10 protein-coding genes are annotated in these 11,885 nt (G+C 69.7%); 8 read left to right on the forward strand and 2 right to left on the reverse strand.

The features are described from left to right. Window positions 1-516: 516 nt before the first annotated feature. Both ASC56_RS28000 and ASC56_RS28005 read left to right on the forward strand, forming a co-directional pair. Complete coding sequence (locus tag ASC56_RS28000; RefSeq protein WP_055494428.1) at window positions 517-2,049, forward strand: RNA polymerase sigma factor; 1,533 nt, start codon at window positions 517-519, stop codon at window positions 2,047-2,049. A gap of 120 nt (window positions 2,050-2,169) precedes the next feature. Continuing rightward, the gene (locus tag ASC56_RS28005) at window positions 2,170-2,988 is read left to right on the forward strand and encodes a trypsin-like serine protease (RefSeq protein WP_055494352.1); all 819 of its coding nucleotides are present in this window, start codon (window positions 2,170-2,172) and stop codon (window positions 2,986-2,988) included. A 285-nt stretch (window positions 2,989-3,273) separates the two neighbouring features. Here the strand turns inward: ASC56_RS28005 and ASC56_RS28010 are convergent, their stop codons facing one another. Further along, window positions 3,274-3,504, reverse strand: a complete 231-nt coding sequence (locus ASC56_RS28010) for a hypothetical protein (protein ID WP_055494353.1) — start codon at window positions 3,502-3,504, stop codon at window positions 3,274-3,276. Between the two features lie 439 nt (window positions 3,505-3,943). Between ASC56_RS28010 and ASC56_RS28015 the strand changes: the two genes are divergently transcribed. From ASC56_RS28015 to ASC56_RS28040, 6 genes are all read left to right on the forward strand, one after another. Continuing rightward, window positions 3,944-6,067: a type IIA DNA topoisomerase subunit B gene (locus ASC56_RS28015; protein WP_055494354.1), complete on the forward strand. Its 2,124-nt coding sequence runs from the start codon at window positions 3,944-3,946 to the stop codon at window positions 6,065-6,067. A 341-nt stretch (window positions 6,068-6,408) separates the two neighbouring features. Further along, window positions 6,409-6,933, forward strand: a complete 525-nt coding sequence (locus tag ASC56_RS28020; RefSeq protein ID WP_055494355.1) for a DUF1453 family protein — start codon at window positions 6,409-6,411, stop codon at window positions 6,931-6,933. After that, window positions 6,930-8,081, forward strand: coding sequence for a sensor histidine kinase (locus ASC56_RS28025; protein WP_055494356.1), 1,152 nt, complete (start codon window positions 6,930-6,932; stop codon window positions 8,079-8,081). The genes ASC56_RS28020 and ASC56_RS28025 overlap by 4 nt, the downstream gene beginning before the upstream one ends. Beyond that, window positions 8,078-8,761 (forward strand): response regulator transcription factor, encoded by a 684-nt coding sequence (locus ASC56_RS28030; protein ID WP_055494357.1) that lies wholly within the window; start codon window positions 8,078-8,080, stop codon window positions 8,759-8,761. Before ASC56_RS28025 ends, ASC56_RS28030 begins: the two co-directional genes overlap by 4 nt. A 129-nt stretch (window positions 8,762-8,890) precedes the next feature. Then, window positions 8,891-9,394, forward strand: a complete 504-nt coding sequence (locus tag ASC56_RS28035) for a DUF485 domain-containing protein (protein ID WP_234377091.1) — start codon at window positions 8,891-8,893, stop codon at window positions 9,392-9,394. Further along, complete coding sequence (locus ASC56_RS28040; RefSeq protein ID WP_055494358.1) at window positions 9,391-10,983, forward strand: cation acetate symporter; 1,593 nt, start codon at window positions 9,391-9,393, stop codon at window positions 10,981-10,983. Before ASC56_RS28035 ends, ASC56_RS28040 begins: the two co-directional genes overlap by 4 nt. A gap of 79 nt (window positions 10,984-11,062) precedes the next feature. On the opposite strand, the gene ASC56_RS28045 is transcribed toward ASC56_RS28040, so the two are convergent. Beyond that, window positions 11,063-11,755 (reverse strand): response regulator, encoded by a 693-nt coding sequence (locus tag ASC56_RS28045; protein WP_055494359.1) that lies wholly within the window; start codon window positions 11,753-11,755, stop codon window positions 11,063-11,065. Between the last annotated feature and the right edge of the window lie 130 nt (window positions 11,756-11,885).

Consider the following 11,885-nt stretch of genomic DNA (forward strand, 5'->3'; position numbering starts at 1 on the left):
CGACCGCGGGATCGCCGGTCACCTGCCGTCGGACTCCGTCGGATCCTTCCGGGACCCGGCGGAGCCCGACGGAGACCGGCGGCAGCGCCGGTCCGAGCGGGCGACGCCCTCACGGGGTGTCCCCGTTCCGTGTGCCGCCCGACCACGGACTCCGGTGGCGGCCAAGGATTCCCGGCCCCGCCGCCCGGGGCCGGCCCGGGCTCCACGGCGCGGCGGGGTGGGGAGTCATCGGCCGAGCGCCGGTCGCGTCGCCGGCCGACCACCTCTGCCCGTATCTGCACGTCTTTGAGCGGTTACGGGGTGTGACTCGGGCCACGCAGATTGGGCGTAACGCTCTTCGGAACTGTGCGATGACCTAAGAGGTGACAGCCGAGGAGGGAATACGGACGCCGTTCACGGCGCTGTGCATCTTCCCGGCATCCGCCCGCCCGTCGGCCCATCCCCAAGCCGGCGGTCGGCTCCTGTCCGTCACGGACGGGGCCGGAAGCCGTTTTCCAACGTTCCGAGAGGTTGTTCGTGTCGGCCAGCACATCCCGTACGCTCCCGCCGGAGATCGCCGAGTCCGTCTCTGTCATGGCTCTCATTGAGCGGGGAAAGGCTGAGGGGCAGATCGCCGGCGACGATGTGCGTCGGGCCTTCGAAGCTGACCAGATTCCGGCCACTCAGTGGAAGAACGTACTGCGCAGCCTCAACCAGATCCTCGAGGAAGAGGGTGTGACGCTGATGGTCAGTGCCGCAGAGCCAAAGCGCACCCGAAAGAGCGTCGCAGCGAAGAGTCCGGCGAAGCGCACCGCCACCAAGACCGTAGCGGCGAAGGCGGTGACGACCAAGAAGGCCACCGCCCCCGCCGCTGCGGAGGTGCCGGTCGCCGACGACCCGGCTGAGGACGCGCCCGTCAAGAAGGCCGCTGCCAAGAAGACGGCCGCCAAGAAGACGGTCGCGAAGAAGGCCGTCGCCAAGAAGACGGCGGCCAAGAAGACGAGCGCCAAGAAGGACGACGTCGAGCTGCTCGAGGAGGAGGTTCTCGAAGAGACCCCCGGCAAGGGCACCGAGGAGCCCGAGGGCACCGAGAACGCCGGCTTCGTGCTCTCCGACGAGGACGAGGACGACGCGCCCGCGCAGCAGGTCGCCGCGGCCGGCGCAACCGCCGACCCGGTCAAGGACTACCTCAAGCAGATCGGCAAGGTCCCCCTGCTCAACGCCGAGCAGGAGGTCGAGCTCGCCAAGCGCATCGAGGCGGGTCTGTTCGCCGAGGACAAGCTCGCCAACGCCGACAAGCTCGCCCCCAAACTCAAGCGCGAGCTGGAGATCATCGCCGAGGACGGCCGCCGCGCCAAGAACCACCTCCTGGAGGCCAACCTCCGTCTGGTGGTCTCCCTGGCCAAGCGCTACACCGGCCGCGGCATGCTCTTCCTGGACCTCATCCAGGAGGGCAACCTCGGTCTGATCCGCGCGGTCGAGAAGTTCGACTACACCAAGGGCTACAAGTTCTCCACGTACGCCACTTGGTGGATCCGTCAGGCCATCACCCGGGCCATGGCCGACCAGGCCCGCACCATCCGTATCCCGGTGCACATGGTCGAGGTCATCAACAAGCTCGCGCGCGTGCAGCGCCAGATGCTCCAGGACCTGGGCCGCGAGCCCACCCCGGAGGAGCTGGCCAAGGAGCTCGACATGACCCCGGAGAAGGTCATCGAGGTCCAGAAGTACGGACGCGAGCCAATCTCGCTGCACACCCCGCTGGGCGAGGACGGCGACAGCGAGTTCGGTGACCTCATCGAGGACTCCGAGGCCGTCGTCCCGGCCGACGCGGTCAGCTTCACGCTCCTCCAGGAGCAGCTGCACTCCGTGCTCGACACCCTGTCCGAGCGTGAGGCGGGCGTCGTCTCCATGCGCTTCGGTCTCACCGACGGTCAGCCGAAGACCCTCGACGAGATCGGCAAGGTGTACGGCGTCACCCGCGAGCGCATCCGCCAGATCGAGTCGAAGACGATGTCGAAGCTGCGTCACCCGTCGCGCTCCCAGGTGCTGCGCGACTACCTCGACTAGGCCTCGGCCATTCGTCCTCCAGGGGCCGACTCCCGTGGGAGTCGGCCCTTTGCGTGTGCGCGATGCTGCGAACTGGATCACTGTGGGTGTCCTACGACCGCCCCACAGTGAGGAGTGAAGATGCGTCGCCCCTTCGCCCGAGCCCTTGCCATTGGAGCCGCAGCGGCCCTGATACCGCTGGCGTACCCCGCCGCCGCGACGGCAGACAGCGTTGTCATCGGAGGCTTTCCGGTCGACATCTCGCAGAGCCCGTGGACGGTCGCCCTCTCCAGCCGTGACCGGTTCGGAGGTACCCGGGCGGGGCAGTTCTGCGGCGGAGTGGTGGTCGATCGCTCCACGGTGCTGACCGCGGCTCACTGTATGAGTGCGGCGGTCCTGGGAGCGCCGCCGGGGCAGGTGGGGGACCTGAAGGTGATCGCGGACCGTACCGACCTGACATCCAGCCAGGGCAAGGAGGTCCCGGTGACCACCACCTGGGTGAATCCCGCGTACGACGGTGCCACGAACGCCGGGGACTTCGCCGTGCTCACCCTCGGCTCCCCGCTGCCCGCGAGTTCCGTGATCCCCATGGCGGCGGCCGGCGATACGGCCTATGTGCCGGGCACGGCCGCGACCGTCTACGGCTGGGGTGACGCCACAGGGGATGCCGACTACGCACGCAGTCTGCGCGGCGCGAACCTGCAGGTGATGTCGGACGGTACCTGTGCGCGGGCGTATCCGGGTGGTGTGGACGGCAAGTATCTGGCCGCTTCCATGCTGTGCGCCGGGGTGCCCGAAGGCGGACGAGACGCCTGCCAGGGGGACAGCGGGGGACCGCTCGTCGCCAAGGGGCGCCTGATCGGCCTGGTGTCGTGGGGGAACGGCTGCGGGGAGCCAGGGAACCCGGGGGTCTACACGCGGATCTCGGAGGTCGTCAGAACGCTGAACGGCGGTCACTGAGGATCGCTACCGCCTGCTGGAGCCCTTCGGGCGAGTGCTGAAGTACGGGCCCTGCGCGGACCGCCGTGCGCACTGAGCATGCGGACCTCCGTGCGCTCCGCGCGTGCGAGGGACCCGTCCGCACTGAGTGCGGGCCGCCGTGCACCCACCTGGGCGCACGGGTGGCCTGCGCCATGAGGGCGCCTGGCCGGACGCGTCGTACGAGTACGGGCGGCCACTCCCTGTGAGGGGTGGCCGCCCGTTCACCGGCCTCGGCGCCGGTGCAGGCTCGTCGTGACGCGAGTGTCAGCGTTCCTCGTCGGACGCGCTCTCCGGAGCCGACGTGAGCCGCTCCGTCTCGTCCTGTATCTCAGCGGCGATCTTCTTGAGTTCCGGCTCGAACTTGCGGCCGTGGTGGGCGCAGAAGAGCAGTTCTCCGCCGCTCAGGAGGACGACGCGCAGATACGCCTGGGCGCCGCAACGGTCGCAGCGGTCAGCGGCCGTCAGCGGGCTCGCGGGGGTCAGAACAGTAGTCACGTCGCCTCTTCTCTAGCTCGACGAGCTGTCGTACCAGGGTCAACATCCAACCAGGCCGAAAACGTTCCCGCTCGCGGCTCTTCCCCGAAATTTCTTTCGGTCCGGCTGTCTGCTGCCGGTTGGCGGCGAATGTGCCGTATTACGTCTTCGTGTCGTACGGGTTCGCGCTGTCTGTCGGTTGTCCGGTCCTCCCCGGCAGGTTGCCGGTTGTGCAAGAGGACGTGCCCGGAGCCTAAATGGTTCATGCCTCGAAGGGAACGTGATATGTACTTCACCCTACCTTGGGGATCGAACGCTCGTGCGACACTGGACTAGGCTGAGTTTCAGTCGAGGGTGGCGTTACAACGGCTCTACCAGGCCTCGGTACCCTCGGAGCGGCGACTGAAGCCGACCCTTCCCCCAAAGGGCCCCTTGAGAAATTCAGCGAGGAGCGAACCGCGTGACCGCCGAGACGTCCGTGCCGTCCACAGCGCTGCTGACCGGAGCAGACCGGGATGGTTCCAACTACACCGCGCGGCACCTGCTCGTCCTCGAAGGCCTCGAGGCCGTGCGCAAGCGCCCCGGTATGTACATCGGGTCCACCGACAGCCGGGGCCTGATGCACTGCCTCTGGGAGATCATCGACAACTCCGTCGACGAGGCCCTCGGCGGCTACTGCGATCACATCGAGGTGATCCTCCACGACGACGGCTCGGTGGAGGTACGGGACAACGGCCGCGGCATCCCGGTCGACGTGGAGCCCAAGACCCGGCTCTCCGGAGTCGAGGTCGTCATGACCAAGCTGCACGCGGGCGGCAAGTTCGGCGGCGGCTCGTACGCCGCCTCCGGCGGTCTCCACGGTGTCGGCGCGTCCGTGGTGAACGCGCTCTCCGCGCGCCTGGACGTCGAGGTCGACCGCAACGGTCACACGCACGCGATCAGCTTCCGGCGCGGCGTGCCGGGTGTCTTCGCCGGCGACGGCCCGGACGCGAAGTTCGAGGCGAAGGGCGGCCTGCGCAAGACCAAGAAGATCCCCAAGACTCGCACGGGCACGCGCGTGCGTTACTGGGCCGACCGCCAGATCTTCCTCAAGGACGCCAAGCTCTCCCTGGAGACACTGCACCAGCGCGCCCGCCAGACCGCGTTCCTGGTGCCCGGTCTGACCATCGTCGTCCGCGACGAGTACGGGCTCGGTGAGGGCGGCAGCAAGGGGGAGGAGTCCTTCCGCTTCGATGGCGGCATCAGCGAGTTCTGCGAGTACCTCGCGACGGACAAGCCGGTGTGCGACGTCCTCCGCTTCTCCGGACAGGGCACCTTCAAGGAGACGGTCCCCGTCCTCGACGACCACGGCCAGATGACCCCCACCGAGGTCACCCGGGAACTGGGCGTCGACGTCGCACTGCGCTGGGGGACGGGTTACGACACGACGCTCAGGTCGTTCGTCAACATCATCGCCACCCCCAAGGGGGGCACCCATGTCGCCGGCTTCGAGCAGGCCGTCACCAAGACGATGAACGAGGTGCTGCGCGCCAAGAAGATGCTGCGCGTCGCAGAGGACGACATCGTCAAGGACGACGCCCTGGAGGGGCTCACCACGGTCGTCACCGTGCGCCTGGCCGAGCCGCAGTTCGAGGGCCAGACCAAGGAGGTCCTCGGCACCTCGGCGGCCCGCCGCATCGTGAACAACGTGGTCTCCAAGGAGCTCAAGGCGTTCCTGACCTCCACCAAGCGTGACGCCGCCCAGCAGGCCCGCGTGGTCCTGGAGAAGGCCGTCGCCGCGGCCCGCACGCGTATCGCCGCCCGTCAGCACAAGGACGCACAGCGCCGGAAGACGGCCCTGGAGTCCTCCTCGCTGCCGGCCAAGCTCGCCGACTGCCGCAGCGACGACGTCGACCGCAGCGAACTGTTCATCGTGGAGGGTGACTCCGCGCTCGGGACGGCGAAGCTCGCCCGGAACTCCGAGTTCCAGGCGCTGCTGCCGATCCGCGGCAAGATCCTGAACGTCCAGAAGTCCTCCGTGACGGACATGCTCAAGAACGCCGAGTGCGGCGCGATCATCCAGGTCATAGGAGCTGGATCCGGCCGGACCTTCGACATCGACGCGGCCCGGTACGGCAAGATCATCATGATGACCGATGCCGATGTGGACGGCTCCCACATCCGCACCCTGCTCCTGACGCTGTTCCACCGCTACATGCGGCCCATGGTCGAGGCGGGCCGGGTCTTCGCCGCGGTGCCGCCGCTGCACCGCATCGAGATCGTCCAGCCGAAGAAGGGCCAGGACAAGTACGTCTACACCTACTCGGACCGCGAGCTGCGCGACAAGCTCCTGGAGTTCCAGAGCAAGGGGATCCGGTACAAGGACTCCATCCAGCGCTACAAGGGTCTCGGCGAGATGGACGCCGACCAGCTGGCCGAGACGACGATGGACCCGCGCCACCGCACCCTGCGCCGGATCAACCTCTCCGACCTGGAGGCCGCCGAGCAGGTCTTCGACCTGTTGATGGGCAACGACGTGGCGCCGCGCAAGGAGTTCATCTCCGGCTCGGCGGCGACCCTGGACCGGTCGCGCATCGACGCGTAGCCGCTGCCCGGGTGGTGCGCCCGTTCGGCCAGGACCGGCGGTCCGGTGGCCGCCGGCCGCGGTCCTCGCCGCGCATGCCTGGGCCTTACGGGCTGCCGGGCCTGACCGGCCTGCCGGGCCCCTGGGTCCGCGCAGGGTGGGGCTGCCGTGAACCCTGCCTGAGGTGAGGCAGGTGGTGTCGCCCGACGGGTGCTCCACCCCTGGGTGGAGATGCACCCGGGTCATGGATCCACCCGGGATCCACCCCGGCTCCGATCTGCTGACCTGGGGACTTCCGTAGCTTCGAAGGTGTCGACGGCACCCGCTGTCGGCGTCCGCTCTTCCTCGTCACGGAGGCCACGATGCCCGGGCCGGCCAATGCCCTGCTGATCACCGCCGCAGTCGTCCTGATCGTCGTGCGTCAATTCGGCGCCCGCCGCATCACGGCGGACCGGCGCTGGTGGCTGGTGCCCGCCGTGCTGGTCTTCCTGGCCCTGCGCGAGCCCGACCTCCTTGGCCCTGACCATCGGATTCAGTCCGCCGTCCTGCTCGCGGCCGAGTTGCTCATCGGAGTGGCGACCGGAGCCGGCTGGGCCTGGACCACCCGGATATGGACCGAGCCGGACGGTACGGTCTGGAGCCGGACCACCAAGGCCGGCATCGCCGTGTGGATCGTGGGCATAGCCCTGCGTGCCGGTCTCTTCGGCCTCGGCGCCGTGCTCGGCGTGCACCAGGACAGCTCCGCCCTGTTCCTCGCCCTCGCCGCCACCCTGCTGGTCCACAGCGGAATCCTGGTCTGGCGATCGGGGCCCGCGACCCCCACGGACGCCCGGAGCTCGGCGTACGGTGACCGCGTCCCCCAGCCCGCCTGGAAGGAGCCCGTGTGACGGAGAACGCGTGGACTCGCTGGCCCTCCCGCGAGGCACTGTCCCGCGTCGGGGACTCCGCTGCCCGGCGCGCGCTCGCCCGGACCACACGGCTCACCGCCCTCGGCCTGCTCCTGTGGACGGCCTTCACCAACGGGCGCCTGCACGCGTGGGGCATCGCCGCGGCCGCTGTCGGAGTCCTGTTCTGCGGAGTGGCGGCGTGGGCCTTCTGCCGGACGACGCTGCACCATCGGCTGCTGCCCTCGGTCACGTTGCTCGGGGCGCTCCTGGGGGCGGGGCTGGCGGCGTACGCCATGGGGGACCGCGTCCCGGCGATCGTGCTGTGGTGCGGATGCGCCGTAGGCGCCATGGAGCGGCTGCCACTCGTCGCCGCGGTACCCGCCGCGAGTGTCGGGATGGGGGCGTTTGCCGTGGTCAACAACGACGACTGGCTGTCCCCGCTGGCCACCGCCGCCGGGATCTCCCTCGCCGGCTATGTGGTGCGCCTGGACGCCGAGATGCGCGGCAACGCCTTGCGGTTGCTCACCCAGGAGAGGGCCGCACGGGCGGCTGAGGCGGAGTCGGCGGCCCTGGCGGAGCGGACCCGGATCGCCCGGGAGATCCACGACGTGCTGGCGCACAGCCTCTCGGCGCAGCTCGTGCATCTCGAGGCGGCCCGGCTGCTGATCGAGGGGGGAGCCGATCGGGAGAAGATCCTCGAACGGGTCGTGGCTGCCCGGGGTATGGCCCGGGAGGGACTCGCCGAGACCCGGCAGGCGCTCTCCGCGCTGCGCGGTGAGATCTCCCCGGTCGAGGACTTCCTGAGAGAGCTCATGGCCACGGCGGACGGCGCGGATGTCTCCGTGTCGGGTGAGCGCAGGCCGCTGCCCGCCGAGGCCTCGCAGGCGGTGCGCAGGGTGGCGCAGGAGGCTCTGACGAACGTCCGCAAGCACGCCCGGGGCGCCAAGGTGCACATACGGCTGGAGTACGCCGAGCACCAAGTGACGCTGGACGTGAGGGACTCGGGCGGATCGCCGGGCGAGCTGGCCGGGGTGGGGGCCGGGTACGGTCTCCTGGGCATGCGGGAGCGTGCCGAGCTGCTGGGGGGCTCGCTGGAGGCGGGGCCGGGCGAGGAGGGATTCGTGGTGACATTGAGGGTGCCCGTATGACGGAGGAGGAGAACGGGAAGCCTGCCCGGGTCGTCGTGGCGGACGACCAGACGGTGGTGCGCGAGGGCATCGTGATGCTGCTCGGGCTGCTTCCGGGAATCGAGGTCGTCGGCGCCGCCGGGGACGGGGATGAGGCGGTGAAGCTCGTCGCCGAACTCGCCCCGGACGTGGTGCTCATGGACCTGCGCATGCCCCGCTGCGACGGCGTCGAGGCGACGCGGCGCATCCGTACCGGGCACCCCGGCACCCAGGTCGTCGTGCTCACCACCTTCGCGGACGACGAGTCGCTCTTCCCGGCGCTGAGAGCGGGGGCGCGCGGCTATCTGACCAAGGACGCCGGCGGCGACGAGATCGTGCGGGCCGTGCGGAGCGTGCTGTCCGGGGACGCGGGACTCTCGCCGAGCATCCAACGACGGCTGCTGGAGCGGTTGTCGGAACCGGAGAGGGAGCGGGTCCCGGCCGTGGAGGCGCCGGACGGGCTCACGGCACGGGAGACGGAGGTGCTCGTACTGATCGCCGAGGGACTGACCAACCAGGAGATCGCCCGCAGACTGCATGTCTCCACGGCCACCGTGAAGACTCATATCAACAACCTCTTCGCCAAGACGGGACTCAAGGACCGTGCCCAGGCGGTTCGTTACGCGTACGCCGAGGGTTTGGTGCGGCCGCCCTCGCGGTGAGTCACCTGATGGGGTGAAGAGCACGGAGAAGAAGAGTCGGGGATCTTCCCGTTCTGTCCATCCTTGGGCATGAAGTCAAGCAATGGCCGTTCCCGCAGAGGCGGGAGCGGTCCCGAGAGTCCGGTCGAGATGTACGAGGGCCCTGACCCGGCATCCGCGGCCGAGGCGGCGACCGGACACATGAAGTACGACGACCCCTGGTACGACGCGCTGGCCTCCGGGTGGGATGAACTGGACGGGACGGGCGCCCCCGCTTCGGCCGTGCCACCAGCGCGCCGGGAAGGGGCGGGGGCCGCCCGTGTGGCCGACGTCTATCTGGAGGTGCAGCGCAGCGCGGCGTTCCGGGAGGTGCGCAGCCGTTACCGGAGGTTCGTGGTTCCGGGGCTCGCGATCTTCCTCACCTGGTACGTGGGCTATGTGGTGACCGCGCAGACGGCACCCGGGCTGATGGCACGGCCGGTGGCGGGAGCCGTGAACGTGGCGATGCTGGCCGGGCTCGGGCAGTTCGTGACGACGTTCCTGCTCACCTGGGCGTACGCGCGGAACGCCCGGTTGCGCAGGGACCGGGCCGCGCTCGATCTGCGGTGGGACACCCAGGAGTTGACACGGGGCGTCGGGGGTGGAGAGCGGTGAGCGGACACCATCAGGCGCCGGCGCTGCTGCTGTTCGGCGCCTTCGTCGCGATCACGCTGGCGATCACGACCTGGGTCAGTCGCCACCGTCATGGGTCCGCAGAGGAGTTCTATGCGGGCGGGCGGCTGTTCTCACCGATGGAGAATGGTTTTGCCATCGCGGGCGACTACATGTCGGCGGCCTCCTTCCTGGGCGTCACCGGGCTCATCGCGCTCTTCGGGTACGACGGGCTGCTGTATGTCGTGGGCTTCCTGGTCGCCTGGCTCTTGGTGTTGTTCTTCGTCGCCGAACTGGTGCGCAACTGCGGACGGTTCACGTTGGCGGACGTCGTCGCGGCGCGGATGAGCGAGCGACCGGTGCGGATCGCCGCGGGTGCGTCCTCGGTGACCGTGTCCGTGCTCTACCTGGTGGCGCAGATGGTGGGAGCGGGCAGCCTCGTGGCGCTGTTGTTCGGAGGCACGAGCACGTCGGCGCGCGCCTGGACGGTGATCGTCGTCGGCGCGCTGATGGTGATCTATGTGTCCATGGGCGGAATGCGGGCCACCACCTGGATCCAGATCGTCAAGGCCGTCCTTCTGCTCGGCGGCACGGTGGCGTTGACCGTCCTCGTGCTGGTGCGCTTCCACGGGGACGTCAACGCGTTGCTGTGGACCGCGGCGCAGCGCAGTGGGCACGGTGAGGCGTTCCTCGCGCCCGGTCTGAAGTACGGCGGGAACTGGACCGCGCGGATCGACTTCATCAGCCTCGGCCTGGCGCTGGTGCTGGGAACGGCCGGGCTGCCGCACATCCTGTCCCGCTTCTACACGGTGCCGACCGCGCGCGCCGCCCGCCGCTCGGTCGTCTGGTCGGTCGGGCTCATCGGCGGCTTCTATCTGATGGCGATCGTGCTGGGTTTCGGCGCGGCCGCCGCCGTCGGACCGGACGCCGTACGGGAGTCGAACGCGGCCGGGAACACGGCGGTTCCGCTGCTGGCGCTGAACCTGGGCGGCGGTGCGGACTCCACTGGAGGAACGGTCCTGTTCGCCATGGTCGCCGCGGTCGCCTTCGCCACGATCCTCGCGGTCGTCGCCGGAATCACCCTCGCCTCCTCGGCCGCCGTCGCCCACGACCTGTACGCGTCACTGCGGCGCCGGCGCGCCAAGCCGCGCGGTGAGGTGGCGGTGGCGCGGGCCGCCGCCGTCGGTATCGGCGTGGTCGCGATCGCGCTCGGGCTGCTGGCCCGCGACCTCAACGTGGCGTTCCTGGTGGGGCTCGCGTTCGCGGTCTCCGCGTCCGCGAACCTGCCGGTGCTGATGTACGCGCTCTTCTGGCGCAGTTTCACGACGCGTGGCGCCGTGTGGGCCGTATACGGCGGCCTGGTGCCCGCACTGGGGCTCGTGCTGCTGTCCCCGGTCGTCTCGGGGAGCCCCGAATCCCTCTTCCCCGCCATCGACTTCCAGTACTTCCCGTTGCAGAACCCGGGCATCGTCTCCATCCCGCTGGGCTTCCTCGCGGGCTGGCTCGGCACGGTCACCTCGGCGGAACCGGCCGACGAGGCCAAGCATGCGGAGACCGAGGTGCGGTCGCTGACGGGCGCCGGAGCCGTCTGATGCCGCCGGGTGCCCCGACGACGTACGCAACCGCCGGGAGGCCCGGAGCCACGGGTCTGCCACGAGCCGCGCCACGTCCCTACGGCGCCACCCACGCATACCGGTGCTCGGGCCGTCCCGTGTCGCCGTATCTGAGGGAGAGCCGCAGCCGCCCCGCCTGTTCCAGATGGCGCAGATAGCGCTGGGCGGTGGAACGGCTGAGTCCCGTCCTCGCGGCCACCTCGTGCGCCGACAACGGGTGCTCGGCCCGGTGCAGTACCCCGCAGATGAGATCCGTCGTCGGCTCCGACTGGCCGCTGGGCAGCCGGGGCGAGGAGACCGCGGGCGCGGTGCGCAGGGCGCCGAAGATCCGGTCGACCTGCTCCTGGCCCGCCACGCCCCGGCCGCCCACCCGGTCGACGGTGCGGCGCAGGGCGGCGTACGAGTCGAGGCGGGTACGCAGGGCCGCGAACGTGAAGGGTTTGACCAGGTAGTGCAGGGCGCCCAGACGCATCGCGGCCTGGACGGTCGCCACGTCACCGGCCGCCGTGATCATGATGACATCGGTGCCGTGGCCGCGTTCACGCATGCGGTGGACCAGTTCGAGGCCCGTCTGGTCCGGCAGGTAGTGGTCGAGCAGCACCAGGTCGACCGGGTCGCGCTCGACCGCGGCCAGTGCCTGGGCCGCGCTGTGCGCGCGGGCGGCGACCCGGAAGCCGGGAACCTTTCCCACGTACTTGGCGTTGATCTCGGCGACACGGAAGTCGTCGTCCACCACCAGGACGTCAATCATCGGGCCTCTCTCCCTCCAGGCCGGGCGAGCGTTAAGCCCGTGTTTCGGCTCCGTTTTTGTAGCGCGAGCAAAACGAGCACAACAGACTCTTGAAAGCAGAACGAAGGGTTGCGCCCAGAAGACTGCTGCC

This window comes from Streptomyces sp. TP-A0356, assembly GCF_001417775.1.
Classification (GTDB): Bacteria; Actinomycetota; Actinomycetes; order Streptomycetales; family Streptomycetaceae; genus Streptomyces.